Genomic DNA, 26,953 nt, shown 5'->3' on the forward strand with positions numbered 1-26,953 from the left:
ACTCCTATCTTGGTGAAGGCATGTGTGCTGGTTCTGCTCCGAAGCCTGTCCCTCCAGCACGAACGGTCGTGCTATGTTATGTAACGTGGGAGGCCCCGCCTGTTCAGAGGCCGACAGGACGTCGGCCACTCAAATCTCACAGAGCCCTGTTTATCTAATGCACAATTTATGAAGAATGCGTACTACTTAACTTTCTATTCAAATAATTCATTTACAATTGGAATAATATTTATTAATGGTTCTTCATAAGGATGAATTCCTCTGATAACCTTAATAGCATTCTTAACATATTCTTTTTTACATCTTATCTCCACCTTGCATTCCGTGCCTTCGCATACCTTACCTACTTCACCATTAAAGGGATTTGAACCTTCTAAAGGTCTCCAATAGCCTCTAACATTTGTTATTGAAATAACATTATCATAATCTCCGATCTTACATACATTAACTTTATTAAGTTCATCTCGTAATTTTATTGTATATTCTTCTGGGACATATATTTCGATTTTTACTTCTTTAAATTCCATACTTATATCCTCCCTTTTGTCTTTTATTCACAGGTTTTTACAAATGCACATTAAAGTTACTCTATAGACATGCTTTATCAAATCCGTCGTAGGATGCGACGGCCTTTTGCCTCCCATGTTATATAACGTTTGGCATCTCCAATGTTGCTGAACCGGACATATAAGGAATACCTCTTGGCGGTGCTCGCACCCGGTAAAGCAATATGGCGCGCTTACTTCTTGCTCCAGTCCTTCGCGTCCTTGTGGAGATGCATTGTTAGAGGATGGATAGTGCCCCGCAGAGCCGAAGGCTGACATGGACGTCAGCCACTTAAGCATCCATTCTACAATATGAGAATAATGTAGGTTATATTTTTCTCATCATAAAATCATAACCCAAAATTCCATTTCTCCAATTTCCGATATTCTTTTAAAAGAACTAACTTTTTTAAATCCTATTCTCTCATATACTTTTATTGCACGTTTATTAAAGAAAGCTACAGTCAAACGTAATCCTTTTGCATTTAATTCACTGCGAGCAAAATCTAAACCATTACTTAAAAAATCTAATCCAAATCCTTGCCCACATAAATCAGGTCTAATTCCCAAACCAACGTCGATTAAATCTTTATCATCATAAACACCAAATTGTTTACCTACTGGAACTTGAGCAGATTCATTAAAACAATAATATCCTAAAAGCTTATTTTCTTCGTCAGTAGCAGAAAAGTAATTACCATCAAGGAGTTCTCTTATACAACTATCACTTCCATCATTGCTATAAATTGAATATGGCTCTTGATAAATCCATTTTGAAATTTCATTTGCTTCTTCATAATTCATCCGCTTTATATTTAGTTTCATATTTATCTCCTTATTGCACACTGGGATAATATCTTTGATAACATTAAGAGCTAAAGCATCAATTTCGCTATATATAATAAATACAAAAACACATGCCTCATACCTATCAACCCCGCGCATGGATGCGCGGCAATGCGCTATCTGTCCTCTAACGTTCTCGTATTTGCGACGTCCCTGAACCGGACCTTTGAGCTAGACCTCTTGGTGGAGCTTCGCTCCCGGTGAAGGGAGGTGGTGCACATAGCCCTAAAAACTTACTCTAGTGCACCTTTACGCAAATACATTGTTAGACGTCGTTATTTAATCAATTCCTTATAGTAGTTCCATTCTATTTTTAATAATGGTATAATATAGGTAATAAGTTGGTTATGAAAGGATGAAACCTAGGCCTACAATATCGATGTTCTTTGGTATTATTATTAGAATGTATTGTGCTCCAGGTGAACATAATCCTCCACATTTTCATGCATATTACCAGGATTATAAAGCTATAATAGATATAAATTCTTGCGAAATCACAGATGGTACTTTACCTAAAAAACAACAAAAACTTGTACTGGCTTGGGCCGAAATTCACAAGGATGAGCTATTAGCTAATTGGTCTCTTGCTATGAATAGTGAACTACCTTTTAATATTGAACCTTTAAAATAGGAGGTGTACGAATTATGTATTTGGCTATTAAGAATGTTAAACCCTTAAAAAATTATCTTTTACTGCTAACATTCGAAAATAACGAAAAAAGAATATTTGATATGTCTCCACTATTAAGTAAAGGTATTTTCCGGCAGCTCAAAGATATCGATTTATTTAATACAGTTAAAGTAAGTTTTGATACTATCTCTTGGGACAACGAAGCAGATTTATGCCCTGAGGTACTGTATGAGCAAAGCCAGCCCTACATGAACTCCTAAAGATATCCTGCAAAGGATATCTTTTTATTTAACAATAAGTTTCTATATATCTCTGCAACCTATCTAATGACGTCTAACGTCTCGCACTCAAGACGTTCCTGAACCGAACCCATAAGGAATACCTCCTGGCGCGCTTGCGCCGGTGAAGGAATGTGCTTTGGTATCTTCGCAGGCTTAACCCTTTACAGCCAAAGCGGACTTGAGTGCATTGTTAGTGGAAGTCCCGTTATCCTCAAACCTTGAATCTCCACTTATTAAAATATTTTCATAAACAATATAAGAAGATTGCGAATTTAGTTTAAGCCAATTATCTATATCCTACAGTTTTATCAGCATATTATCCGCTACAATCCTAAATCTCTTCCTATTAACGCTGATGCAATATAAAACGCCTCAATTCGTCGTATAGCCAGTGTGTGTTGAGAAGTTCCTTCTCTAAATTTCGGCTTCACTTTTTCAATATTTTGAATAAATGAGGGTATAATTTGCAAAGCTTCCTCCAATTCTTCCTTTGAATAGTTGTTTGAAAAATCTTTATCTAATTCTCTTGTTATCAGTGCGGATGCTATATAGAGTGCTCTGAGATTTCTAGAAATCATAGCTATCTGTGAAGTGCGAGAAGGCTGTACTTGGGACAGTGTAACTTTTACTTTCTCATTTTTGTGTATCGTTGATAATATTGCTTTCTGTGCTGCTTCTAATTCTTTTGTTGTAAACTCCCTCATATGATTTTACCTCCATTTAATGTTTAGTATTTAGAATCTGAATTGCTTGTCAATCAAATTCGCACTTTAATACAAATTTATCTTAGCTCTACATCTTTATTTTCAACCTAGAAAAAAGTTGCTTAGGGATTTCCACTAACGTTTGGCATCTCCAATGTTGCTGAACCGGACATATAAGGAATACCTCTTGGCGGTGCTCGCACCCGGTAAAGCAATATGGCGCGCTTACTTCTTGCTCCAGTCCTTCGCGTCCTTGTGGAGATGCATTGTTAGAGGATGGATAGTGCCCCGCAGAGCCGAAGGCTGACATGGACGTCAGCCACTTAAGCATCCATTCTACAATATGAGAATAATGTAGGTTATATTTTTCTCATCATAAAATCATAACCCAAAATTCCATTTCTCCAATTTCCGATATTCTTTTAAAAGAACTAACTTTTTTAAATCCTATTCTCTCATATACTTTTATTGCACGTTTATTAAAGAAAGCTACAGTCAAACGTAATCCTTTTGCATTTAATTCACTGCGAGCAAAATCTAAACCATTACTTAAAAAATCTAATCCAAATCCTTGCCCACATAAATCAGGTCTAATTCCCAAACCAACGTCGATTAAATCTTTATCATCATAAACACCAAATTGTTTACCTACTGGAACTTGAGCAGATTCATTAAAACAATAATATCCTAAAAGCTTATTTTCTTCGTCAGTAGCAGAAAAGTAATTACCATCAAGGAGTTCTCTTATACAACTATCACTTCCATCATTGCTATAAATTGAATATGGCTCTTGATAAATCCATTTTGAAATTTCATTTGCTTCTTCATAATTCATCCGCTTTATATTTAGTTTCATATTTATCTCCTTATTGCACACTGGGATAATATCTTTGATAACATTAAGAGCTAAAGCATCAATTTCGCTATATATAATAAATACAAAAACACATGCCTCATACCTATCAACCCCGCGCATGGATGCGCGGCAATGCGCTATCTGTCCTCTAACGTCCCGCACTCAAGACGTGCCTCAGCGTTACAGGAATTTAGAAAAGCTTACATAACTCTTATGTTAGCTTTTCCAAATTCCGACTCGGTTAGCTGAGGCATGTGCTTTGGCTTCTCTAGAGGATTGACCCTAATTAGCCAAAGCGAACTTGAGTGTATTGTTAGGCGTAGTTTTTACCTCTGCACTTGAAGCTGAATCTACCATAAAACTCTTTGAATTGATTGTATATCATAAGAAAAAGCCTAATAAACTTAACTTTATGCTAGGGTCATATTACTCCATTATATAAATTGGAATTTATCTGATATTTGATGAGAGTCAGACTCTACTTTTTATCTTATGAGCGGTAATTATGGTATAACTGTATGCATTAACTGTTATTTGGTGGTAATCTATGTCTATGTACCAGTTCTTACCTCTTCTAATTATAAAGGCATTAGATTCTTGTATTTTATTGCTACACCATTTAACTACATCATCCACATCTAAAGAAAGATTCTTTTTTATTCGTCCAATTCCCAACTCAGTTGTATGCAACTTATCTAAATTCTCTATTAATTCACATCTATTATTATTCATTTATATCACCATATTCTCCTTACAAATTCCTATTTATCACATATTTTACAAACAACTTTTGTATCGCAATTTTTTATATTTATATCTGAAAAAATCAAATCCCAAAACTTCAAGCTATTATTACACTATTTAAAATTATGCCTAACGTTTTGATATTCCTGACACCGAGACCCTTAGAGCGACGTCTCTTAGGGTCGCAGGTGTGGTGCGGTCACACTCCAGAGTCTTTCTTCTGCACCCTTGCAGGAATATTCATGTTATCAGATGGCACAACCTTACACTTACGTTTGCATATATTAATCTATTTCCCTATTTCATCAATTATTTGCTTCTCCAAACGCCCAAAACTCAAGCATTCTTTTACTCCATTTGCAGCTAAGTATCCCTTCGCAAGGTCTTCAACTGTTGATTCTAGAAGAGTAAAAAACTGACTCATAGCAAACTCTTTTCTGGGATCGTTATCGTCCTCTCCGAACACAGAGATAATCAATCCCTCGAGCATCTGGTCCATTCCCCAGAGTTTCAAGTGCAACAGTTCATGTACAACAAGTTCCTCTAGATTAGTTGACTTAGGATTATTGTTTATCAACATGACAGCCTTCTTGTCATCCATGTCCATCTTGATATCTCCAGACTTACGCCACTCAGTTTCCACAATTCGAACTTGAATGTCCCAATCTCTCAGTCTCAATATATCCTGCCACTTCCCAACCAATTCCTGTATCTTGTTTAAGTTTATAGCCATTGTCATTACCCCCATTGACTGTATTTTTCAATCTATAATTTACTCCAAAGCTCCTGCTCATATTTGTGCTTTCTGATAACTAGGGTATCCCCGACATATGTCGTCTAATATTTCATATTGTAAGTATTACCGACTGTCGCTAATACCTACAATATGAGATGTTTTGCGACCTATGTCGCTAATCCCCCCTATAGACTAATTTCATTTATCTTTTCTAGCTATTACATCAAGCGGACTTACAATGTTTTGTATGCTTTTTTGAGTTACATGAGTATAAATTTCTGTCGTCTTAGAACTGGCATGTCCTAATAGCTCCTGTATATATCTTAAGTCAATCCCTCCCTCTAATAAATGCGTTGCAAAAGAATGCCGCAAGCTATGAACCGATACTTTTTTCTTTACTCTTGCTTTAGCCCTGGCGTTTTCAAATATTCTTTGTACTGTCCTTTCGGTAATAAATTCTTTATTGTTTTGTCCAGGGAATAGCCATGTCTCGGGTTTATATTCTTTTGCATAATTTCTCAATTCAGTCAAAGCAATCTCTGATAATGTTGTATATCTATCCTTATTACCTTTACCTTGTACAATATGGATCAACATCCTATCAGGATCAATATCTGTTATTTTTAACCTAACCACTTCTCCAACTCTTAATCCTGCAGAATATACCATAAACAATATTGCTCTATGCTTCTTGTTATCTAATGCATTTAATATATTAAGCACTTCATCTTTACTAAGCACTTCAGGTAGCTTTCTTTCCTTTTTCGGTCTTTTTATCATAATATCCATGTCATCATTATTCACATTTTTTAATGTAAATTTTATTGCGCTAACTGCCTGATTCACATATGAATGAGAGACATTCTTAGTTTCAAGCAAATCCAATAAATATTTCTCAATCAATTCCTTTTTTAAAGGATATTCTTCATTCCGATTATGCTCCAGAAATCTTCTTATATGCCCTATATATGATTTAACTGTTTTTTTGCTGAAACCCCTTAACTTTAATTCTCTATCTAACTTTTCGATTCGGATATCTTCATTTGGCTTATATACTGAAGCAGTCTGTTCTCTGCAATCTATGAATTCAAAATGTGAAAACAGTTTCCTTATTTTATCTATAGTATTTTTATTATCAGGCAAAACCCATTTTTTAATGTCTGCATACCATTTTCTCCCTGGTATGGTCTTGATTTTATTTATTATTTCTTCATCGTAGTCAAAGGATAATAGCAAATGCCCCGGTTGTCCTTTCTCCAGCTTTATAGACATATGCTTCACTTCCAATCTTCTACTTATATATCTAAATCTTACCATATAAGTTTGGTTTTTTCTACATATTATTACTAATAATGTGATTGGTGTGTTTCACTTAACGTAAGCCATTTCTCATACAGCTTTTCAAGCTCTGCCTCAATTTTTACCTTTTCCTTATATAAAGAATCTAAGGCCTCATAATCTTCACTGCAGTTCTCCATGCTGCAATTGATATCCGTGAGATTTGCTTCAAGGCTATCTATTAAAGCCTCTAAATCTCTGTGTTTTTCCTCCGATTCCTTTGCTTTTTTATCAACAGTCTCTATTTTTTCATGCTGCCTTTTTTCTGCCTTTACCCGAACTTCCTCCTTATTCTCTTGTCGGCTAAAGATTTTCTTTTCTTTGTAATATTCATAGTCCCCATAGAAATCAATTATTTTCCCGTCTGAAATCTCTGAAATCCTGCTTCCGAATTTATTTATAAAATATCTGTCATGGGATACGAATATCAAAGTGCCCGCAAAGTCTTCCAGAGCACTTTCCAGCCACTCTCTCGAATCTATATCCAGGTGATTTGTCGGCTCATCTAGGATCAGGAGATTCACATCCTTCTGCATCATAATGCAAAGTCTAAGTCTGCTTTTTTCTCCTCCTGACAGATTTTCAACAGTCTTGTGGACCTCCTCCTGCTTGAACTTATATTTGGCGAGAAGGCTTCTTGCCTGGCCTTCCCGGAGACTTAACGCTTGTATCACCGTTTCCAGAATGGTAAGCCTGGGATTTTCGAAGGTTACAATCTGAGGAAGATAAGCATACCTGACGCTATCTCCCATTTTGGCTATACCTTCGTCAGCCTCTGCCTCTCCTGTTATAATCTTTATAAGGGTTGACTTGCCTGAGCCATTGTCTCCCAGCACAGCTATCCTTTCATTTTTCTGCACGAGAAAATCCAGCCCGTCTAATACCTTTTTGTCTCCATAATTTTTGCATAAGCCCTTTGCATAGACCATATCCTTGCCTGAAAATCCATACTCCTGGAATACTGTATTCATATTTCCTTCAATCACTGGTTTATCAGTCTTATCCATACGTTCTATCCTTTTTTCTATGCTAAAGGCTCTTTTATGCATAGCCTCATTGTCGGCTCTTTTTGCCCACTCGTGCATTCTTTTGGCTGCTTCCTCAAGCTGCTTTATCTTTTTTTGCTCTTGATTGTATTTTGCCAGTTGACTTTCATATCGTTCCTGCTTTTCTCTGATGTAGTATGAATAGTTGCCTTCATAAACCTCCGCTTTCCCATCCACTATTTCTACTATTCTGTTTACAACCTTATCTAAAAAGTATCTGTCATGGGAAATAATGATGGAGGTCCCTTTATACTCTTTCAAGAACCCCTCCAGCCATTCTATGGAGCTCAGGTCAAGATGATTGGTGGGCTCATCCAGCAAAAGTATATCGGGGTTTTCCAGCATGAGCTTTCCCAGCATGACCCGCGTTTTCTCCCCGCCGCTCAGCATGTTGAATTCCTTTTCTGCCATATCCTTATCAATATTTAATCCTATGCAAATGCGATTAATATTTTCTTCTATTGAATATCCGTTTTGGGCTTCAAAAAGCTGCTGCAAACTGCCATATCTTTTCAATATCTCATCAGATGCCTGCCTTTCCATAAGCTTTTCCAGTTCCCTCATTTGGCTGTGAACTTCCATTAGATCTTCAAAAGCCGAATATAACACATCATAGGCTGTATATTTTCCCGGAAACTCAGGTATCTGATGAAGCAGTCCTATAACGGTATCCTTTCTCATCATCTTGTTTCCCTTATCCATGTTTTCAATACCGGCCAATACTTTAAAGAGTGTGGTCTTTCCTGCACCGTTTTTGCCTAATAGCCCTACTCTCTCCCCTTGATTCACTTCAAAGGTTACTCCTTTTAATACATGGTTTGCGCCGTAATACTTTTCTATATCCTGCAAAGCAATTTCTATCATGACCCTTTTCTCCCTTCAACCCGGGTAACTTTAAAGACCTGAGCAAGTATAGATACCGCCCAGGTCTTTGAACACTCAATATTTGCAATAAGAAAACTTTTTTGTTTTCTTATGAGTAATAACAAAACCCGGGCAAGAAAATCATACCCGGGTATACTTTTATAATAATATCTAAAATGATGATTCGCTTGCTCAGTTAACATAATATATAATTTTGGACAGACTACCCCCTTGTGCATTCTTATTTGCTGTAATATGAGAGATATAATTAGCAAGTCTGTCTAAAATTGTGTTAACCAAGACCATGGTATTCATCATTTCACCTCCTAATAGCTATTTTTCATTTTAACAGAATCAGAAATTATTTACAATAGCATTAATATTTAATATTTTACTGATATATGACGCATTAAATACTTTACATAGCTGCTATTCTGACTGATAAAGATTGCAAATGCTTCAGAGCTAAGACTTTGTATGCTTATATTAAGGTCAAATTATACTTTTACTATGAGTTTTCAATAAACTTTGTAAACAATGCCAGTATTCCTGATGTAATGAGCGGGCCTACAGGAACACCTCCTAAAAATGCTGCTGCTGCAACAGCCCCTATTATCAGGGCAGGCATAACATTACCGTGTCCTTGGACGGTAAGGTAGTTTAGGCCTTGGCCACTTAAATATGTTGTTAAAAATGAAAGTACCAAAGCAGCTATACCAGTCCAGGATGTAAATACTGTTTTTATGTTTTCTGGCGAAATGCTGCCGTTTGCAATGGGGATCATTATAGCAGCTATCAGTATTATGAGTCCTAAATTCATACCGCTCTTTTCGACAAAAGGATATATATATCTGTCCAAGCCTATAAGCTTCAGCAGAAGTAAAATACATGTTGCGATAGCAACCGAATTTGCTTTTCCAAATATAGCTATAGCAAGAATCAATAATAGAATTATATTAGAATTCAAGTCAAACCATCTCCCGTAATATATTTGTGAAATATGTTAGATTCTTAAGAAAACAAATGTATATAAATTAATCGGCCATAATGGGGAAATCCAAAACCATCTGATCAACTTCTGAGTCGCAGTTGCCTCGTACACACAGTATCTCATCACCAATATCATTCAACATGCTTATTACCTTCTTGGAATTATATTCCCTGGTCCATGATACAAAAGATCCCCAATCAATAATAATCTGTCTGCTTTTTCTCCTTTATAAGCCCTTATCATCTTTTCACAGTAATAAGCTGATCCATAGATGTCAGATGCTATCATTAATTTCATACTAGTCCCTCCGTAAATGTATAGATTAAGATAATGTTAGCATATAAATATTATTCTTTCTATGTTTCATCTTAATATTTATCACTTCGGTTATTGAATTTTCACGCGTATAATCATATTTCTTACGATAGTATCTCCTTATTCCCATAAATGAAAGACCTTAGGAGCATATATACTCCTAAGGTCTTTCATAGGTTCTTATTTTAAATCTCAAAATTCTTTATTTGCCTTGTATACATAGTCTTTGCAAATATATAATAAAAGCTTTGGAATACAAGATATATCGCTGCTACAGTAAGGAAATATACAGTGATGTTATTTGAAAGCAGATTGCTCAAAGCAATTATCGCAAAGGTAGCGTGGCTGAAGGTCACTATAAAGGGCAAGAAGAATATTATAAAGGATTGAGCAGACACTATTTTCTTCATTTCCCCTTCTGTCATCCCCATTTTCTTTAGAGATATAAATTCTTGTCTGTCTTTTTTGATTTCATTGAACATCTTGAAGTATATGATACTGCCTGTAGCTATAAAGAATAATACTGATACAAATGCTCCAATAAATAGAAACAGCGACATGGTCTGAAATACATCAATAAAGCTTGTTATTTTTTCTGTAAAAAGGATGTTTTTATTTTGTGGAACAGAGGCTGCTATTTCTCTTACTGCATTAGCTGATTTTTCCCAGTCCTTAATATTATATCCATGGTACATGAGCTGTTCTTCTTTTGGTGTGTCATCTTTAAACCTTTTAAAATCACTGTTGCTCACTACAGCTACATTGGTTTTGCTTTGGCCAACGTTAATAACTCCTCCGATGGTCTCACCCATAAGCTTTAATTTGTTAGGCTTTCCGTTTATGACTAAGGTCAGAAATTTATTATCTTCAAATAGCTTTTCATCTTTAGCCCCCATAATTATTATTTCATAAGAATTGACATAAACTTCGCCTTCAGTCAAGGTGACCTTCTCTTTTTTAAGCTGATCAGCCAGGTCGTTATAATCCGAGTTAGACATTATATAAAAATCCTCTGTATTCGGATTGCGGTATGGATTTTTTGCCTTTTTGATATCATAGTTAGCGGGTTTATCCGGATTTTTTGCTTTTAACATAAAAAGCTGGCTTTTATGACTCAATTCATGTCCATATTTTTTTAAGATTGTTTCTGTTTTCTCTAATATTGACATATCATTTAATCCGGCACCTGTTTCCATAAAGCTAATATCGCTTGGATCGCTTAACTGCACTTTCTCTTTTATGCTTTGCTGGATAGAATATACACTGGCTGATGCCGTTAACGTAATTGCCCCTAGTATGGCTACTATAAAAAGCACCTTTGCATTATCCTTCAGCTTATATATTATCTGAGACAAGGTGATCATATTTGTGCCGTTGTAAAATACATTGTTGTTTTTCTTCATTTTACTAGTTACGAATACGCTGAATTGCGAGAACAAAAAGTAGGTGCCTGTTACTGTAAAGAACAAAACAGGAAACATTGTGAGAATTATCATCATACCTGAAACTACTGCCATTCCATAGCCTATGGCAATAAATAGGACAGCCATGATGGTTTTAGGCACCGAAAACTTAGGTACATCCTGGGCTACTCTGGCCCCTCTTAATAATTCCGCTATGTTATTGTTCTTGATCCTAAAAGTGGCAACATAGTTTATTCCCTGAAACAATGCAATAAAGCTCAGTGCCGTAATAACCACAGCTTTTAATGATATCAGAAATGGCACTTCCACGTCTAGTACCATAATAACCGTTATTGCCATGAAGAACAGCTTTGAGAAAAGCGTCCCCAGCAAAAGTCCTGTAATTATGGATATAAAGGAAACAAACAAATTCTCATAATTCACATATCTTCTTATCTCCGATTTAGTCAAACCAAACATGGATAGAAGCCCAAATTCTTTTTCTCTGGATTTAAGGAAATTAGAAATTGAATAAAATGTGAATAAAAAAGTAAATACCAATATGAGAACTTCACATACTATCATGGCGTTAGCTGTTAGTACACCTTTAGTTCCTAATGTTTTAACATTGGATACCGCAGGATTGAATATAAAGTTTGCAAATATAAAAAACACCATAACTACAAGGGTATTGCTGAGATAATACATTACATATCTGCTGAAGTTCCCTTTAATATTTTTATAGGCTATATCACGCAAGGTCATTGTAGTTACCTCCCAACAGAGAAAGAGAATCCAGTATTTCCTGGAAAAATGCCTGCCTGTTGCTGCCCTTTACTATCTCCAGGAAAAATTGTCCATCCTTTATCATCACTATCCTATGGCAAAAGCTTGCTGCAAAAGGATCATGAGTCACCATCATGATGGTAGCATTTTTCTCTTGATTCAAGGTCTTTATAGATTCCATCACTTCCTGGGAAGATTTTGAGTCAAGATTTCCCGTAGGCTCATCCGCAAGGATTATAGATGGATCGTGTATGAGAGCTCTGGCGCAGGCAGCCCTTTGCTGCTGCCCGCCGGATACCTCATAGGTTCTTTTGTCAAGTATATCCGATATATTGAGCAGCCCTGCTATGTCATTCACTTTCTCCTCTATTACCTTTGGCTCCACCTTCTCCAACACCAAGGGCAGTATTATATTTTCTTTTATAGACAGAGTATCTAGTAGATTATAGTCTTGAAATATAAAGCCCAGCTCTTTCCTTCTGAATAAAGCCGTATGCTTTTCATTTAGCTTTGCAGGGTTGGTGCCGTTTATATAGAGTTCTCCCGAAGAAGGGGTATCTATAGTAGCCAATATATTTAAAAGGGTAGTTTTTCCGCTTCCCGAAGGGCCCATAACTCCCACGAATTCTCCATTTTCTATGCTGATGCTGAATTTGTCTAAAGCTTTTACTCTCAAGCCTCCCTTTTTATTTCCATATATCTTGGTTATGTTTTCAGCTTTTAGTACCGACATACTTATTACCTCCGTTTATCTATTGCTTTATCCCATGGGTTATTTACATACTTATTATAATTAAAAAAAGGAAATCTTAGTATCGATTTCCCTTTCATTATAATGATGTCCCTTACAATTTTGAAAGATTAAATATATTTTTTCCTCTATAAAATATGATAAAGAACTTCGTCCCTTTACCTTCCTGGGATTCCAGTGATAAACCATGTCCCAGCTCATCACATATCCTTTTAGACAGATACATTCCCATTCCTGTTGATTCCGATGTTTTTCTCCCATTTTTCCCTGTAAAAAATGCATTAAACACTCTGGCTCTATCCTCTTCCGGTATCCCTATGCCCTGATCCCCGATAGACAAGATTATCCTCGATCCTTCGTCCCTCACTTCAAAGGTTATATATTTTTCTTCCGATAGCACATCCTTTGAATATTTTATTGCATTCACCAATATCTGATTGATCACAAATGCTGTCCATTTGCTATCCGTTTCCACCGCCATAGCTTCACGGCATATAATCTTGGGATATATGGAGTATCTTATGAGAGCTTTTTTATTATCGTTTACAACCTTTCTTATAACTGATGGTAAATCTACCTTCTCAACTTTGAAATCCAGGTTGAATTGGCTTAGCCTTGCATTGCATAGCATCATCTCCAGCCCATGGGTTATCTTTTCATTTTCTTCAGCTATGCTTTCCAGAGTTCCCCTGAAGTTTTCCTTATTCTTATCCTGAAGCAAAAGATTGATTACTGATACAGGAGTTTTCATCTGGTGCACCCATTGATTGATGAAATAAATATATTGTTTTTGGTTCTCTTCATATTTAGAAAGCTTGTCAGCATATGATTTATAGGATTCGTTCAAAATTTTGCTATAAATTAATTGCTCTTGAGTCCTTGCTTCTTCTATGCTTAAGATACTGTCCAAATCTCCTGCCGAGTCGGCTGCCTTGCGAAGATAGCTATAGAAAGGCTTCATTTTTATATAGTCGTATATCATGAAGAGCAGATATAGTGCAGATGATATTAAAAATGAATAGAATATGTTTTCTTTTGAAAGCCTTTTCTCATTGATGATTAAGGTTAAATTCATGATAAGAATTATCAGCAATGTATTTATAAAAAAAACTGCTGTATAGCCGATTCTGTCCTTAGCATGCTTTCTGAAATTCATCGAATACAGCTCCTCTATCCTAAGGTTTTACCCCAGTTATTGACCAATCTATAGCCTTGCCCCCGCTTAGTTTCTATAGCATCTGCTATTCCTATTTCCTCAAGCCTCTTTCTAAGCCTTGTGATATTTACCGATAAGGTGTTATCATCTACGAAATCTATATCATTCCATAATATTTCCAGGAGCTCTTCTCTTGAGACTATCTGATCCACATTTTTGAGGAGAGAGTATAGCAGCAGGAATTCTTTGCTGCTGAGCTCGACCTTTCTATTATTGTATTCTATAACATTTTGATGGATATGCATGTACAGGCCGTCCACTTCAAAAACCTCGGCATGAGTGCTTTCAGAATACTCTCCATATACTCTTCTGATGACTCCCTTTATCTTAACTATGAGGAGATCGTAAGAAAAAGGCTTGGTGATATAATCATCTCCGCCATTTTCTATAGCCATCACCTGATCCATATCCGAGCCTCTTGCAGAGATGAATATTATGGGTACCTTTGATACAGTCCTTATGTCTCTGCACCAGTAGAAACCATCATAGTACGGCAGATTGATATCCATAAGGACCAGATTAGGGCTGTTTTTAATAAATTCCTTTTTTATGTTTGAAAAGTCTTCTACAGTGCAGGTCTGATAGCCATACTTCTCCAGATGGCTCCTGACCAGCTCCTGAAGCTTCTTATCATCTTCAATTATCATTATCTTGTACATAGCGGCACCTCGATATGCTTTTCTTTGGATTATATATCAACTTTATCATATGCGCCTATTTGCTTCAAATATATTTGTTGTGTATAGAACTCAGGATTCAGAGCTCAGAACTCAGGAGTATTAGGGTATTTCTTACGGGTCAACGATAACGGAAACCACTGAAAGACACGGAATTTTGCACGGATTTTCACGGAGGGTTATGCGTAGAGCCTACAATTCTATGCGCTCTGCAGTAAAATACTCATAGGCAGTGTTCACATCCTTGTCTCCGCGGCCGGAAAGGTTTATGAGCACAATTTCTTCTTTTTTCATCTTCGGCGCTGCTAAGGCTGCATATCCCAGGGCATGTGAGCTTTCTATGGCAGGTATTATGCCCTCCGTCCTTGAAAGAAGCCTGAAGCCTTCCATGGCTTCATCATCCGTAACGGATACATAATTTACTCTTCCAATGTCTTTGAGATAAGCATGCTCAGGTCCCACACCCGGATAATCAAGGCCCGCTGATATTGAATAAGCGGGCTTTATATTGCCCTCATCATCAGCCATCATATAGGTTTTCATGCCGTGGATCACCCCTACCTTACCGCCGTCGAAGGCAGAAGCATGCAAGCCTGTTTTTATGCCCTTGCCGGCAGCTTCAACTCCTATGATTTTTACTTCATCATGCTTCAGAAAATCATAGAATAGCCCTATGGCATTGCTCCCTCCTCCTACACAGCCTATGAGATAATCCGGCAGTCTTCCTTCCGCTTCCAGTATCTGAGCCTTCGCCTCTTCCCCTATTATCTTCTGGAATTCCCTGACCATCAGAGGATACGGATGTGGACCTACAACAGAGCCGACAACATAGAATGTATCATCTGCTCTTCTCACATATTCGTTAAATGCCTCATCCACTGCATCCTTCAAAGTCGCAGTTCCCGAAGCAACTCCTTGTACTTCTGCCCCCAGCATCCTCATTCTGAATACATTCAGCTCTTGTCTCCTCATATCTTCTTCACCCATGAATATGGTGCATTCCATACCGAAAAGAGCTGCACCGGTTGCTGTTGCAACTCCATGCTGTCCTGCGCCGGTTTCAGCTATTACTCGCTTCTTTCCCATATGCTTTGCCAGAAGTACCTGACCTATAACATTGTTTATTTTATGAGCACCGGTGTGGTTCAAATCCTCTCGCTTTAGGTATATTTTAGCTCCTCCCAGCTGCTTTGTGAGCCTTTCGGCATAGTAAAGCAGCGAAGGTCTTCCTACATAGTCTTTAAGATATTTTTTATATTCATTTCTAAATTCCTCACTATAGCAATAGCCTTCAAAGGCTTCTTCCAGCTCTGCAAGAGGTCTCACCAACACCTCGGGTACATATTGTCCTCCAAAATTACCAAAGTTTTTATTCATTCTAATATCCTCCCAACAAAATTTATTTTTATCTGTTTTTATTGACTTTCATTTACTGGGCCAAAGCATGATACCACCTCCTTAGATGCAAAAATAACAAGGCCTGATTTCATCCTAATATGGGACGAAAACAGGCCTATTCCGCGGTACCACCCAATTTAGACCGAAGTAAATCAAAAAAGCATTTCGCCTATATCAGGACGAAATGCCATATGTTTCGCTATGCCACCCAATTTACTTCAAAATCTCTCTCTTTTCAGATACAAAGCATAATGCTTGATATCTTACCCCTGTAACGTGAGGGCACGGCATCAGATACTTCAAGAATACTTGTTTCACCTTGCATCTCATGAACCCATTCCTTATAGTCCAAATGTTCCGGTCCTCGCACCAACCGCCGGCTCGCTGCGACAATTTACTATAAGTACTCTTTCAATCATCGATTTTTATATATTGAATGTAATTATACTACCAAATATTATTTTTGTAAATATAGGACATATGTCCTTTTTAATTTTCTTTCCAATATCTATACTAATAATAGTAGGGGGGATTTGAATGAAGCTGCTGAATGATTTGATCTTGACAAATAATTATATTGACAGATTCAAGCTAAATAATATATTTCAGCAAGATATGTCACAGTTTATGAAGCTTTTTATATGCGAAAAAGGGGAACTGATTTGCCAGATCAGCGATGAGCTTGAATGGTTCTACTTTGTTCTCAAGGGGAAAATAAAGATATATTCCTCTCAGGAAAATGGAAAATCCATATTGCTCAGGTTTTATACACCGCTATCCGTAATCGGTGACCTAGAGCTTCTAAAGGGCTATAGGGTTAAAGCTAATGTAGAAGCATTGACCGAAGTAACCCTTATGGGAATTAAGATGAAGGATATCAGGGATCACGCATATGATGATAGCGTATTTTTAAGATTCGTGATTGAGAATCTGAGCCATAAGCTTTATACCTTATCAAATGTCGCTACATTGAATCAATCCTATCCTTTCGTAAATAGATTTGCAAGCTACCTGGTTTCCGTCACCTCTGATGAAAACAGAAATAAGCTCGTTGATGAAATAAAAACCAATAACCTTACTGAACTGGCTACCTTTCTAGGTGTTAGCTATAGGCATCTCAACAGGGTTATAAAGGATTTATGTACAGAGGGCATCATTGAGAAAACTAGGGAAGGCATTATGATACTTGATTATAGAAGACTAAAGAATTTATCGGGGGGATATTATGAATAAGAAATCCTTGAGTATTTTCCCTGTGTTGATTCTGATGGGGATTATGACAACCTTAATGAATTTTTTTAACAGTGTTTTAGCATCGGAAACAGGCTTATATTACAGCGGCCTGATTGTCCATATTGTGGGTTTGGTTCTTTCCTTCATTCTTTTTATAATGCTGGAAAAGAATGAATATAAGCCATGGGCCAGTACATTTAGAGAAAATCCACTTTTATTTTTAGGAGGGGTCATAGGGGCTGCGTCGGTGCTGTTGGTTTCTTATTGTATAAGCAATATCGGGATGTTTGCAACTACAGTGACAATGATTGCCGGACAGTTTTTAATCTCCTTTCTGATAGACAGCAATGGCTGGTTTGGTTTCGATAAAGTGAAAATTACCTTGAATAAAAAAATTGCTGTTGTATCTATCTGTTTTGGAATAATATTAATCATTGTGTAAGGAGTGGAGCCATGTCCATTTTCATGATAGCTATAAGTATATTAACCGGCGCTTCTTTTATCATAATCAGAACTCTGAATATGAAGCTGAGCTTTGAGATAGGCGTCTATGGATCAAATCTCATAAATCATATTATCGGGGCTCTGGCAAGCAGTATCATAGTGTTTTTAGCAATACAAGGCATGGCTATAGAAAAAGCAAGCCTCCTGAATGCACCTTTCTATGCATATTTAGGAGGCCTCATGGGTGCATTGTTTATTGTTTTGTCTAATCTTACTTTTTCCAAGACAAGTGTGATAACCTCAACGATACTTATATTATCAGGACAATTCTTGTCTTCCGTTATTGTAGACATGCTGATTCTCCAAAAAGACATCGGCTTAAAAAACATAATTGGAGCTATAATAATTGTTCTGTCTGTAATTCTTTACAACATAGATACTGAAGAAAGTAAAGAGGATAATTTAGCTTTCAAGGCACAGCTTTGTCACAGATACAGAACAAGATTTCTGCATAATGGAGAAAGCTTTCCTCTCACAGCCAGAAGCTGCTGGAACTGCCAAAGCAGTGTAATGGGTAAGTGCTTCAAATAGCTAAATTAGCCTTGACTATTTATCAGAAAGTCCTTCCATATGACTCTTGTATTCCTCAATTTTTGTTATTTTGTAGAGCCTTTTGAGATACTCTTTCGCCTTTGCATAGTCTTCCTCACAATATTCATAGTATCTTGCCAGTACATATAGTGAATGTACATCCTCAGGGTTTTTATCCAGATAGCTTAGAAACCAATCCCTCGCTTTTTCATATTGCTCTTCCTTTATCAAATTATCTCCCTCAAGCCTCTGGGTGATTAGCACAAAATGCCTGGGCAGTTTTGTCGTCTTTATCACAGGCATGCTGCTGCCAATTAATTTTCCGTTCCTGTCATAGGCTTGAACACCATATATAACCCTTCCTTCTCCATACATTCCCAGCAATGTGCCCGGAGTTGGCTTGTTCTCATCATTAAAGGATGCTAAGCCCATAAATCCTGGAGCAACTTTTTTTATATCTATCACTGCTTTGTTCCCTTCTATTTTATCTTCGAATATAGAAGTTCCATAGCCGCCTTCGATCATCAATCCTGCAACAAGGCTATAGCTTTCAGCACCCTCATATTCCTTCCAGCTTATTTCCAGCTTATCTTCGCTAACCTTTATCTCGTCATTTGGCGTCAGGATTTCTATAGATGTCTTGAATTCGAAATTATTGAGCAGAATCCCCCTTGGTTGGAGAATCCTTTGGCTGTCCATATTATCCAGATAGGCTTTTCCTAGTATTTCGTCAGGTCTTATGCCAATTCCTATATCATATTCCCCCGGCAGCACATCGTCTATACAATAATAACCGTCTTTATCAGTGATTGTGAAAGGCAAATCAAAGCTGCCGCCTATATAGTTCTCTTTATATATTTCCTTATCCTTAATATATATTCTAACCCCTTCTACGCCCCTGCCATCTACAGTGACTCTGCCCCTGCATTCACCCATTTCGCTGTCAATCCCTTTTATCTCCATTTCCTTATTGTATTTCATTTCTTGAGCCTTTTTAATTTTTATTTTCATTTCTTCTTTCTTATCAATAAAATATTCTTGGGAGCTTTCTCTATTGATCTCTGCGGCTTTATTCACGGCCTGCTTATAGGTATATATGGCTTCAGCATACTTGCCGGATTGGATATATAAATTAGCCAGACTATCATAATAATTCATATCAAAATAACTCTTATTGTTTTGTATCAAATCTTCCAGCAGATTTATGCCTTTATCATATTCTCCCGTAGCATTATACAGGGCATAGATAAGCCCTGCATCTGCTTTTGCTTTGCCGGACATCAGGTATTTCTCCGCCTCCTTGTAATCGCCAAGGTATATATATATTTCTGCAAGCCTGATATAACCCCATTTAGCCCAGGGGTCACTGCTGTGGTTTTCAATAAGATCCTTATACAAGCTTATGGCTGTATTAAGAGCTTCATCCGTAGGAACCATGTTATTCCCCACGCCTCCATGCCCATAAGGAAATATCTTGTATAGCGAATGCTCCGTTGCGCCGCCGGATAGAGTATTTGCATAGTCGTATATGTCTTCACCGCTTTTTATGAAGTCCGGAACGAGAGATAGGGACTTTTCATAATATACAGCAGCATATTCATCCTCGCCTTTTTTTCTATAGCTTTGTGCAACCTTTGAATAAGCAAAAGGTATTATAGCATATATAACTGCAATTACTGCTGCAGCTAATAAAAGAGTTTTCACCTTTATTTTAAGATATCTCAATGCGCTTCCTCCCAATACTCAGTTATCTCAATAATATTTCTATTCATAAAGCTTGCTATATCTTTATCAGTTACAGTGAAAGAGCTGATGCCCAGAAAGGCAGCCAAAGCAACAGCAGCAACGCAGGTGCCATAAGGCAGCTTGATTTCATAATTGAGAAAACCAACTAAAACATCTTTGAAGCAAAACTTTTTCTCTTTATTCACCTGTTCATGTATTCTCAGTATCACTTCTTCAGATAATCTTATATCTCTTAACTCCATATTTAATTTATCCTTAAACTCCTTATCAAATCTATCCATTGGACACACCTTCTTTCAAAAGCATATCTTTCAGCATGTTTCTGCCCCTGTGAAGCTTGCTCTTTATTGTCCCTTGGGGCTCATTAATTATTGAGCATATGTCTTCCACTTTAAGATCTTGATAGTAGTACAATATCAACACTTCCTTATATTTATCCGGGAGCCTTTGTATCAAGCTTATCACACTGGAATTTTGCAGTCCTTCTATCAGCTTTTCCTCATCCCAATCGTCATCAGGAAGGTCTTCCATATAATCAACAGAGAGCATATCCGCCATGGTTCTGCTCCTTTTTGCATAAGTGCTTATGGTATTTATTGTAATTTTGTATATCCATGTAAATATGCTGCTGTCACCTCGAAATTTGCTTAGGTTTTTAAATATCTTAATAAATATTTCCTGGGTTATATCCTCGGCTTTGTGGAAATCCCCTATGTGCATATAAACCATCCTGAAAATCGCATCTTTGTATCTATCTATTATCTCGTCAAAGCTCAATCCTTCTCCCCTCCTTTAGGTTAGACACTCAAGCCATCATTTGGGTTGCATATTTTGTAAATATTTCTATATAGTTGATTATACCATTTCACAGCAGAGCAAATTGGTCTTATTTAGCGATTAGTTAGTTGTATAAAAAACAATATCGCCCGACTTAGCGAGCGATATTTATACCTATCTATTTTCCAAACTTATTGAATGTCCTAAGGCTCATGGCAATAGCCTGTTCCCGTGTGGTGTTGGCATAGCCGGACGCTATCTCGGCAGATGTAACTGCCTTTGGCATGAACTTTCCGTCAGTGCCCTTGATTATCTCAAGCTTGCTCATGTACTTTACGTGCTCTATAGCCCAAGAAGATATATTCTTCTCATCAGTGAAGGTTGGAGCCCCTGCTGTTGAAAAATCAGCACCGGGCACCATTATCCTTATGGCTCTGCTGAGCATTGAGGCAACCTGCTCACGATTTATCTGGTTTTTAGGAGCAAAGGTGGTTGCGGAAGTCCCTGTGGTTATACCCAGATTGAAAGCTTTTAATATTTCAGGATTTTTCGTATCGACAAAAGGGTTAGTAGAGGCCTCCAAAGCTGCTTTACCTGTTGTTCTTTCATATAACTTAACTGTAAGCTCTGCAAATTCCTCTCTAGTGATTGGCTTTGTCATATCCGCTCTCTTTAAGGAATCCGGTATAAGACCGTTTTTGTCAGCTTCATCAATTTCCGGTTTAGCCCAAGAAGAAGCATCACTGTACGCTGCTATTTTTGTAGAAGCTATGTTTGAATATGGAGAAATAATTGGATCACCTGTTGAAGGCTTACATACGTATGCAACTCTAAAATGATAGATATTTTCTTCAATGACAACCTTATCGACTAAGTTTTTCTCCACAGGGTTTAGAGTATCGCTGGATGTCAAAAGATTGGCTGCAGCTCCGGGCATTCCATCCCATTTTGTTGTTTCTGACAGCCATTTTCCATTGCCTACCTTGAAATCAATAAAGTGATACACCGGCAATTGCTTGTTTGCAGCCAGTATGGATTCCGGAATTGCCCAGTCAAGTTGGAAATAGGGCTTATCACCGTAGTCCTTTTTTACCTCGACTTTTAGGTTCTGTGGAGCATCAAGCTTTGTGATTGTAGTAGCTTCAGCATTCTTTCCTATAGCTGCCACTTCTGAGTAAGGCGAATAAACAGCTTCAAATTCATCTTCATAAGGTTCGAGGAGGTAACGTACTCTAAAATAATATGTATCATTTTTCAGATCATAAATGCTGGTGCCATCCAAGGAAGGGTCTAAATGCCAGGGTACAAAGAATGTTTCCGATACACTGCCCTCATCAAACATCACATTAGGCATATTTCCGGAAAACTGTCCATGAAGATTACCGTCCCAACTTGGGTCGCTGCTGGGAATACCGATATTCCAGCTGCCTTCGTTCTTTTTCCAATCAACCAAATAACACAGATACGCCTTATATTCTGAAGCTTCTATGTTCTTAACTATCTTGCGTATGCTATCGGTGTTGGTCCATCTAAGGTCTAGCCGAGAGCTGCTATCGCTCCTCACCGAAATGTCTTGAGGTTTTTCAAGATAAGTAGGTACCGTGCCTTCTGCAGAGACATAAAGCATACACGATGAAATCAAAGCAAATACCAGAATAAAAGCCAATAATTTTTTTGCCATCATAAATCCCCCTCGCAAATTTTAATTTTTTAGAGTGTTTCCTATTTATCTATTCTTAGGAGCAACATCCAATACAATAGTTACAGTGCCATTAGTTAGACTTCCGCCAATGGTTACCGCGTAGTCGCCTTTGCTTCCCATTATAACGAAACTATCATCAGTTTTATTTTTCATATTGATAGTCCCATCCTTCATCACATCTTGATAAAACTCAACAGCTTCCTCCAAGCTCTTACTTGTCATATATCCTATGCCTATAGCTTTGCTGATAGTGTCCCTGGCATCATTCACATTAACAATATTTGCATCCTCCAAAAGAGGTATTACATCCTCTGGGTAGCCATTAGGAAGGCTCATGTTGTTGCCTGCTTGTCCCATACTAACATTAATTTCCGTATCGCTTTTTTCTTCAATTTCCTTTACTTCAGAAGGTGGCTCTGCACTGCTATCACTGCTATTGGCTCCAGTATCTTGGCTGCTTACATTTTCAGCCTTGCTGCCTGAACCGCATCCTGCAACCACAAGACCCACTAATAATATGATTAATATGATGCTTATTATCTTTTTCATTCTATTTCATACTCCCCATTCCATTCTTTAATCGTAAGGTCGGGCTTCCAATTGCCTAAATAGGTCTTAATATCATCACTCAATAGATTGTCACCCGTAAAGCCAAAGCTTCCAAATACTTTGCTGCCTCTTACGGAAGATACACTGGCTCCGGCTGTGGCTGATATGAGGCCGGGAGCAGCCAAATCTGCTTTTGCTCCGCCTGTTATATCAATATCACTCATGCTAAGGGATTTGCCCTCTGTCTTAGTTGCATTAAATCTCCCGAATACCGATAATCCTCCCTCGAAATTACCTGCTTCTCCGCCCACCAGTTTTATTTCTATTCCCCCATCATAGGTGGTGGAATTTCTTATATGCTGCTGCATTTTCCCAAAATCCAAGCCGCCCATATTGAATTTCCATCCGGATTTATAAGGTCCAACCATTCCTTCAAAAAATGGAGATGTGACCTTTACTTCATAGGGCTTAATTATCTTTTTATAGTATGCTGAGTTTTCATCCAGCTCACCGGATTCAAACTTTTTCTTTGCTTCCATGTTCTTTTTTATCAATTCGTTGTGAGCAGCATTTTCTGCCTTTTCTCGTGCAGCTCTTGCAGCTGCCATAGCCTTTTCATCACAACCGCACTCCTGAGGAGGGCTATAGTCACCGAAACTATATGCATTATAGACATCCGTTAGTGCTGTTGATATACTCCTTAATGCCAGAGCTATTACTCTTTCTTCCAGCATTTTTTGTATCTTTTCATCGGATATGAGTATTACATGCTTCATACAGTCGTTGTACATCTTTTCTACATATTTCTTCGTCTTCTTTGTATAATTATCAAGTGCAAGCTGGGTGATCTGATTCCACAGCACTTCATTCGTCCTGTTATACTCAGGCACCAATCCCATATGCACTATATAATGGCGTTGTTCTTCACCTTCTATTTCCTGTTCCATCCGTATAATATCATCAAGCAATCTGCCGGTTCTCTCATTTCCATCACGGATAGCATCACTAACCATTTTTGAATTCTTATGAGTTATCTTTATAAGATATTGTTCATAGGGCATAAATTTCTTTTCAAAATCCGCCATATTCAGCTTCTGTATATAAATATCCAAAGGGTTGCTATAGAAAAATGGGTTTAAGGCAAAAACAGCTTTTTCAGGCTGGACCTTAGATATGGTCTTAAATAAATCTTCACCTTTGCTTGGATCTTCCTTATACTGTGCTGCGTTTTTCTCTAGTTCTGCTACAAAGGCTTCAAGCTGAGCATCAACATCACCGGTCCAATCGATATTAATATCCAAGTGAAAATCCGGGTTCCCTGCCATTGCTGTCTCGAATTCCTGCTGCGTATTATAGCCCCCCAAATCTGTTTCATATCCGAAGTCGTTAAGGGAATCTACATAGGATTTTTCACCCAAATACTCAGCCCTATAACTATAGCTCTTAATGCCACTATTAAAAGCCTGCAAGGTAACTCGGCCTTCAGGAGTGGATATGTTTTTCAGTGACGAGTATTGAGCTATCATGCTAATATCCGGAGCAGTATATTTCATCCTGCTCTGGACTTCTTTTAGCAAGGCTTTGAGCTTTGCCTGAGCTTCTTTATCTATTTCCTCCAGAAAATCCGCCTGGGATATGGCATCAACTATTACTAGATTGTCTAAATATTTTTCCATCACTTCATCTGCTGCTTCTCCCTGGGGTATTGGGTTTTTCTTGTCCTCTTCTTCTTTAATCTTGCTTACTTTAGATGTAGCCTTTACAAATATGGGGTATTCGCTTTCTTCCATAATAAGCTTTAGAGCCTCATCAAATTTCTTCTCCGACATATAGTAGTTGTACATTGCTTTACGAGCCGGCCAATAACCTTTTTCCATTGCCATTGCCATTTTGAAGCAGGTATAGGCTTTATCTTTTTTCCCTGTGTCCAAATAAATATTCCCCAGGCTCACCAAAAGAGAAAGGGCATCTTTACTGAATTTACCGTCCCTGATGGATATTTGAAGCCCATAATTATATATTTTTATGGCATCTAAATAGTATTTCTCCATGTTTTTTTCTTTTTTGCCCTCTAAGACCAAATCATCATAATAGGATGCTGCTGCAGATGCAAAATTGCCTGCACCTGTGACACTTTTTGGATCTAAAGAAAATGCTGCACTAGCCATTGCTAGATAAAAATTCTTGGCATTGGTATAGCTGACTGCGAGGGCTGCGGCGTCGGAGGCTTCTTGAGCTTTCTTTGCATTGGTTTTTGTACCGCTAAAGTTTGGAGTCCAATTCACTATGCGCTTGTATTCACTCTTTGCTGCCTCTTCAATCTTGGTGTTTGATATAGAGTAATAGTTTTTTGCAAGGCTGAGTATATCGGCAGCTTTGACAGAGGGGAGTATTTTTAACATTTCTTTGAACGCAGCATTTAATTCAATGCTATTGGTTGAAATAGGAGTGTTTTCCGCAGCGTTTTCTGCATATGCGATATTTGATAGCAGCATTGCTATGCAAAGGGTATAAATCATCAATTTCTTTAGCATTCAGATCATCTCCTTTCCTCTTCATGTATAAACTAATACTAACAAAAACTTCTAAGGATTAAATCCTTAGAAGTATCGTAATTATTATCAAAAAGTATCTTGTGTTTGATAGCTGATATACTATTTTTCACTATATACCTTTCTATATTCCGATGGAGATATGCCTATATGTTTTTTAAAAACAGCAGATAGGTTGCCTGAATTCACGAAGCCACAAAGCCTTGCAACTTCGCGGATAGTGCGTTCTTTATTCTTTAACATTTCTTTTGCCTTATCAACTCTTATCTCAGTCAAGAATTGATAAGGAGTGTTGCCGGTTTTGTTCTTAAAAGCTCTTTTAAAATGGCTCGGACTTAGATATATCTCTCCGCATATATCATCTATGGTGATGTTGCCGCTATAATACTTATGCATATATACTATGGATTTCTTAATGTAGTCATCGTAGAGTTCATTTCTATCATCCAAAAAAATATTATCAGCTAAAGAATTTCTGATCAGCAAAATACCCAATTGAATTTCAAGACTTTGAAGCATTAGGGCAGGAGCGTTTCCATAGACAAATATCTCATGTTCAAAACTATTAATAGCATCCAGCAGGTAGTTGCTATATTGGTTCTCAAATTTCTCAAATTTAAGTTTTTCGACTCCGAAAGATTCAAGTCCAAGCCTATCCATAAAATCCTTTTTTGCACTTATTGATATATATTTGCATGTATTATTCTTTTCATTTACCAATACGGTAATGCTTGTCCCAGGCTCAAGAGAAATAAGTCTCCCTTTCTTAAAGCTATAAATATTTCCATTGATTATTGCTTTAGGGGGTTTAGAGTGAAATATAATAAAATGGTAATCTTCCATACACATGCTCTGACCTATGACATATTTTTCAGGTTTGAATATGGCAATGTTTTCACTCATAAAAGTTTTTGTCTGAGAGTGAATTCTATCAGGTATTTTCTTTATAAAATTACGAAAGTTTTGTTTCATATTAACCACACAACTTTTTACTCACTTTGAGGTAAAAAGTTTCTCCCTCTTTGCTGCTTTCTATAAAATAGCCCTTCCGGTCCTTCCTCCAATTCTATTTTGCTGGGATCGATTGCTGCAGCCTGCTCATTGAAAAGCTGCACTATGATTCCCTCCTCCATTTATATACCTCCTAAACATTTATATGATTGTTTTAGAAACCCATCATGATTCTAGGGATATTATACCATACTGATAAGAAGCCTAAGTTTTTTGTACT

At 37.4% G+C, this 26,953-nt stretch carries 27 protein-coding genes, 1 pseudogene and 1 other annotated feature; of the genes and pseudogenes, 5 read left to right on the forward strand and 23 right to left on the reverse strand.

The genetic code is table 11. The features are described from left to right. Positions 1–194 precede the first annotated feature (194 nt). Positions 195–527 (reverse strand): divalent cation tolerance protein CutA, encoded by a 333-nt coding sequence (gene cutA, locus AC4HCY_RS16985; RefSeq protein ID WP_323430417.1) that lies wholly within the window; start codon positions 525–527, stop codon positions 195–197. 360 nt (positions 528–887) lie between these two features. Then, positions 888–1,370, reverse strand: a complete 483-nt coding sequence (locus tag AC4HCY_RS16990) for a GNAT family N-acetyltransferase (RefSeq protein ID WP_491094710.1) — start codon at positions 1,368–1,370, stop codon at positions 888–890. A 376-nt stretch (positions 1,371–1,746) separates the two neighbouring features. Here AC4HCY_RS16990 and AC4HCY_RS16995 point away from each other — a divergent pair, with 376 nt between their 5' ends. Both AC4HCY_RS16995 and AC4HCY_RS17000 read left to right on the forward strand, forming a co-directional pair. Next, entirely contained in the window at positions 1,747–2,022 is a 276-nt protein-coding gene (locus tag AC4HCY_RS16995) for a DUF4160 domain-containing protein (RefSeq protein WP_491094711.1), read from the forward strand. Positions 2,023–2,036: 14 nt separating this feature from the next. Then, positions 2,037–2,282: a DUF2442 domain-containing protein gene (locus AC4HCY_RS17000; protein ID WP_323432697.1), complete on the forward strand. Its 246-nt coding sequence runs from the start codon at positions 2,037–2,039 to the stop codon at positions 2,280–2,282. A 344-nt stretch (positions 2,283–2,626) separates the two neighbouring features. On the opposite strand, the gene AC4HCY_RS17005 is transcribed toward AC4HCY_RS17000, so the two are convergent. The 13 genes and pseudogenes from AC4HCY_RS17005 to trpB all read right to left on the reverse strand — a co-directional run bounded on the left by AC4HCY_RS17005 (position 2,627) and on the right by trpB (position 16,107). Further along, positions 2,627–3,007 (reverse strand): hypothetical protein, encoded by a 381-nt coding sequence (locus tag AC4HCY_RS17005; protein WP_491094712.1) that lies wholly within the window; start codon positions 3,005–3,007, stop codon positions 2,627–2,629. Between the two features lie 373 nt (positions 3,008–3,380). Next, positions 3,381–3,863: a GNAT family N-acetyltransferase gene (locus AC4HCY_RS17010; protein ID WP_491094710.1), complete on the reverse strand. Its 483-nt coding sequence runs from the start codon at positions 3,861–3,863 to the stop codon at positions 3,381–3,383. 471 nt (positions 3,864–4,334) lie between these two features. Continuing rightward, a complete protein-coding gene (locus AC4HCY_RS17015) occupies positions 4,335–4,595 on the reverse strand; it encodes a DUF3781 domain-containing protein (RefSeq protein ID WP_491094713.1) in 261 nt (86 codons plus the stop codon). Positions 4,596–4,896: 301 nt separating this feature from the next. Continuing rightward, positions 4,897–5,340 carry a hypothetical protein gene (locus AC4HCY_RS17020; protein WP_491094714.1) on the reverse strand — a complete coding sequence of 148 codons (444 nt, stop codon included), beginning with the start codon at positions 5,338–5,340 and terminating at the stop codon, positions 4,897–4,899. A 201-nt stretch (positions 5,341–5,541) separates the two neighbouring features. Next, on the reverse strand, positions 5,542–6,615 hold the full coding sequence (xerA, locus tag AC4HCY_RS17025; protein ID WP_323432162.1) for a site-specific tyrosine recombinase/integron integrase: 1,074 nt from the start codon (positions 6,613–6,615) through the stop codon (positions 5,542–5,544). A gap of 74 nt (positions 6,616–6,689) precedes the next feature. Further along, positions 6,690–8,591, reverse strand: coding sequence for a ribosomal protection-like ABC-F family protein (gene abc-f, locus AC4HCY_RS17030; RefSeq protein WP_491094715.1), 1,902 nt, complete (start codon positions 8,589–8,591; stop codon positions 6,690–6,692). Between the two features lie 508 nt (positions 8,592–9,099). After that, entirely contained in the window at positions 9,100–9,558 is a 459-nt protein-coding gene (locus AC4HCY_RS17035; RefSeq protein ID WP_323432165.1) for a DUF441 domain-containing protein, read from the reverse strand. Positions 9,559–9,628: 70 nt separating this feature from the next. After that, a pseudogene (locus AC4HCY_RS17040) lies at positions 9,629–9,879 on the reverse strand (metallophosphoesterase); the annotation flags it as partial. Between the two features lie 203 nt (positions 9,880–10,082). Next, positions 10,083–12,065, reverse strand: coding sequence for an FtsX-like permease family protein (locus AC4HCY_RS17045; protein ID WP_491094716.1), 1,983 nt, complete (start codon positions 12,063–12,065; stop codon positions 10,083–10,085). Then, positions 12,052–12,819, reverse strand: coding sequence for an ABC transporter ATP-binding protein (locus tag AC4HCY_RS17050; protein WP_491094717.1), 768 nt, complete (start codon positions 12,817–12,819; stop codon positions 12,052–12,054). Before AC4HCY_RS17050 ends, AC4HCY_RS17045 begins: the two co-directional genes overlap by 14 nt. Positions 12,820–12,931: 112 nt before the next feature. Then, a complete protein-coding gene (locus AC4HCY_RS17055; protein ID WP_491094718.1) occupies positions 12,932–13,993 on the reverse strand; it encodes a sensor histidine kinase in 1,062 nt (353 codons plus the stop codon). Between the two features lie 14 nt (positions 13,994–14,007). Next, positions 14,008–14,712 carry a response regulator transcription factor gene (locus tag AC4HCY_RS17060; protein ID WP_255227565.1) on the reverse strand — a complete coding sequence of 235 codons (705 nt, stop codon included), beginning with the start codon at positions 14,710–14,712 and terminating at the stop codon, positions 14,008–14,010. Positions 14,713–14,922: 210 nt separating this feature from the next. Then, entirely contained in the window at positions 14,923–16,107 is a 1,185-nt protein-coding gene (trpB, locus tag AC4HCY_RS17065) for a tryptophan synthase subunit beta (RefSeq protein ID WP_491094719.1), read from the reverse strand. 117 nt (positions 16,108–16,224) lie between these two features. Beyond that, positions 16,225–16,556 (reverse strand) — a binding site (T-box leader). Positions 16,557–16,665: 109 nt separating this feature from the next. On the opposite strand from trpB, the gene AC4HCY_RS17070 reads away from it, so the two are divergent. Genes AC4HCY_RS17070 through AC4HCY_RS17080 form a run of 3 tightly spaced genes read left to right on the forward strand, consistent with a single transcriptional unit; the run spans position 16,666 to position 18,396 of the window. Further along, positions 16,666–17,361: a cyclic nucleotide-binding domain-containing protein gene (locus AC4HCY_RS17070; RefSeq protein WP_491094720.1), complete on the forward strand. Its 696-nt coding sequence runs from the start codon at positions 16,666–16,668 to the stop codon at positions 17,359–17,361. After that, entirely contained in the window at positions 17,354–17,803 is a 450-nt protein-coding gene (locus AC4HCY_RS17075; protein ID WP_323432172.1) for a DMT family transporter, read from the forward strand. Before AC4HCY_RS17070 ends, AC4HCY_RS17075 begins: the two co-directional genes overlap by 8 nt. 11 nt (positions 17,804–17,814) lie before the next feature. Continuing rightward, positions 17,815–18,396: a DMT family transporter gene (locus AC4HCY_RS17080; protein ID WP_491094721.1), complete on the forward strand. Its 582-nt coding sequence runs from the start codon at positions 17,815–17,817 to the stop codon at positions 18,394–18,396. Between the two features lie 15 nt (positions 18,397–18,411). On the opposite strand, the gene AC4HCY_RS17085 is transcribed toward AC4HCY_RS17080, so the two are convergent. The 8 genes from AC4HCY_RS17085 to AC4HCY_RS17120 form a co-directional block, all read right to left on the reverse strand. Further along, positions 18,412–20,121 carry a hypothetical protein gene (locus tag AC4HCY_RS17085; protein ID WP_323432174.1) on the reverse strand — a complete coding sequence of 570 codons (1,710 nt, stop codon included), beginning with the start codon at positions 20,119–20,121 and terminating at the stop codon, positions 18,412–18,414. Beyond that, on the reverse strand, positions 20,118–20,423 hold the full coding sequence (locus AC4HCY_RS17090) for a hypothetical protein (RefSeq protein WP_323432175.1): 306 nt from the start codon (positions 20,421–20,423) through the stop codon (positions 20,118–20,120). The genes AC4HCY_RS17085 and AC4HCY_RS17090 overlap by 4 nt, the downstream gene beginning before the upstream one ends. After that, positions 20,416–20,919, reverse strand: a complete 504-nt coding sequence (locus tag AC4HCY_RS17095; RefSeq protein ID WP_323432176.1) for a sigma-70 family RNA polymerase sigma factor — start codon at positions 20,917–20,919, stop codon at positions 20,416–20,418. Before AC4HCY_RS17095 ends, AC4HCY_RS17090 begins: the two co-directional genes overlap by 8 nt. 178 nt (positions 20,920–21,097) lie before the next feature. Continuing rightward, entirely contained in the window at positions 21,098–22,603 is a 1,506-nt protein-coding gene (locus AC4HCY_RS17100) for an S-layer homology domain-containing protein (RefSeq protein WP_491094722.1), read from the reverse strand. Positions 22,604–22,645: 42 nt separating this feature from the next. Further along, positions 22,646–23,170 (reverse strand): hypothetical protein, encoded by a 525-nt coding sequence (locus AC4HCY_RS17105; RefSeq protein ID WP_491094723.1) that lies wholly within the window; start codon positions 23,168–23,170, stop codon positions 22,646–22,648. Then, on the reverse strand, positions 23,167–25,704 hold the full coding sequence (locus AC4HCY_RS17110) for a tetratricopeptide repeat protein (protein ID WP_491094724.1): 2,538 nt from the start codon (positions 25,702–25,704) through the stop codon (positions 23,167–23,169). Before AC4HCY_RS17110 ends, AC4HCY_RS17105 begins: the two co-directional genes overlap by 4 nt. A gap of 120 nt (positions 25,705–25,824) precedes the next feature. After that, positions 25,825–26,694, reverse strand: coding sequence for a helix-turn-helix transcriptional regulator (locus AC4HCY_RS17115; RefSeq protein ID WP_491094725.1), 870 nt, complete (start codon positions 26,692–26,694; stop codon positions 25,825–25,827). Positions 26,695–26,711: 17 nt separating this feature from the next. Further along, complete coding sequence (locus AC4HCY_RS17120; RefSeq protein ID WP_323432181.1) at positions 26,712–26,855, reverse strand: hypothetical protein; 144 nt, start codon at positions 26,853–26,855, stop codon at positions 26,712–26,714. Positions 26,856–26,953 lie beyond the last annotated feature (98 nt).

It is taken from the genome of Lutispora sp. QWL-02 (assembly GCF_058315355.1).

Excerpts from the sequence above, each read along its gene's own strand:
- cutA (WP_323430417.1), bottom strand. The coding sequence starts at position 527 with ATGGAATTTAAAGAAGTAAAAATCGAAATATATGTCCCAGAAGAATAT.
- AC4HCY_RS16990 (WP_491094710.1), bottom strand. The coding sequence starts at position 1,370 with ATGAAACTAAATATAAAGCGGATGAATTATGAAGAAGCAAATGAAATT.
- AC4HCY_RS16995 (WP_491094711.1), top strand. The coding sequence starts at position 1,747 with ATGAAACCTAGGCCTACAATATCGATGTTCTTTGGTATTATTATTAGA.
- AC4HCY_RS17000 (WP_323432697.1), top strand. The coding sequence starts at position 2,037 with ATGTATTTGGCTATTAAGAATGTTAAACCCTTAAAAAATTATCTTTTA.
- AC4HCY_RS17005 (WP_491094712.1), bottom strand. The coding sequence starts at position 3,007 with ATGAGGGAGTTTACAACAAAAGAATTAGAAGCAGCACAGAAAGCAATA.
- AC4HCY_RS17010 (WP_491094710.1), bottom strand. The coding sequence starts at position 3,863 with ATGAAACTAAATATAAAGCGGATGAATTATGAAGAAGCAAATGAAATT.
- AC4HCY_RS17015 (WP_491094713.1), bottom strand. The coding sequence starts at position 4,595 with ATGAATAATAATAGATGTGAATTAATAGAGAATTTAGATAAGTTGCAT.
- AC4HCY_RS17020 (WP_491094714.1), bottom strand. The coding sequence starts at position 5,340 with ATGGCTATAAACTTAAACAAGATACAGGAATTGGTTGGGAAGTGGCAG.
- xerA (WP_323432162.1), bottom strand. The coding sequence starts at position 6,615 with ATGTCTATAAAGCTGGAGAAAGGACAACCGGGGCATTTGCTATTATCC.
- abc-f (WP_491094715.1), bottom strand. The coding sequence starts at position 8,591 with ATGATAGAAATTGCTTTGCAGGATATAGAAAAGTATTACGGCGCAAAC.
- AC4HCY_RS17045 (WP_491094716.1), bottom strand. The coding sequence starts at position 12,065 with ATGACCTTGCGTGATATAGCCTATAAAAATATTAAAGGGAACTTCAGC.
- AC4HCY_RS17050 (WP_491094717.1), bottom strand. The coding sequence starts at position 12,819 with ATGTCGGTACTAAAAGCTGAAAACATAACCAAGATATATGGAAATAAA.
- AC4HCY_RS17055 (WP_491094718.1), bottom strand. The coding sequence starts at position 13,993 with ATGAATTTCAGAAAGCATGCTAAGGACAGAATCGGCTATACAGCAGTT.
- AC4HCY_RS17060 (WP_255227565.1), bottom strand. The coding sequence starts at position 14,712 with ATGTACAAGATAATGATAATTGAAGATGATAAGAAGCTTCAGGAGCTG.
- trpB (WP_491094719.1), bottom strand. The coding sequence starts at position 16,107 with ATGAATAAAAACTTTGGTAATTTTGGAGGACAATATGTACCCGAGGTG.
- AC4HCY_RS17070 (WP_491094720.1), top strand. The coding sequence starts at position 16,666 with ATGAAGCTGCTGAATGATTTGATCTTGACAAATAATTATATTGACAGA.
- AC4HCY_RS17075 (WP_323432172.1), top strand. The coding sequence starts at position 17,354 with ATGAATAAGAAATCCTTGAGTATTTTCCCTGTGTTGATTCTGATGGGG.
- AC4HCY_RS17080 (WP_491094721.1), top strand. The coding sequence starts at position 17,815 with ATGTCCATTTTCATGATAGCTATAAGTATATTAACCGGCGCTTCTTTT.
- AC4HCY_RS17090 (WP_323432175.1), bottom strand. The coding sequence starts at position 20,423 with ATGGATAGATTTGATAAGGAGTTTAAGGATAAATTAAATATGGAGTTA.
- AC4HCY_RS17100 (WP_491094722.1), bottom strand. The coding sequence starts at position 22,603 with ATGATGGCAAAAAAATTATTGGCTTTTATTCTGGTATTTGCTTTGATT.
- AC4HCY_RS17105 (WP_491094723.1), bottom strand. The coding sequence starts at position 23,170 with ATGAAAAAGATAATAAGCATCATATTAATCATATTATTAGTGGGTCTT.
- AC4HCY_RS17110 (WP_491094724.1), bottom strand. The coding sequence starts at position 25,704 with ATGCTAAAGAAATTGATGATTTATACCCTTTGCATAGCAATGCTGCTA.
- AC4HCY_RS17115 (WP_491094725.1), bottom strand. The coding sequence starts at position 26,694 with ATGAAACAAAACTTTCGTAATTTTATAAAGAAAATACCTGATAGAATT.
- AC4HCY_RS17120 (WP_323432181.1), bottom strand. The coding sequence starts at position 26,855 with ATGGAGGAGGGAATCATAGTGCAGCTTTTCAATGAGCAGGCTGCAGCA.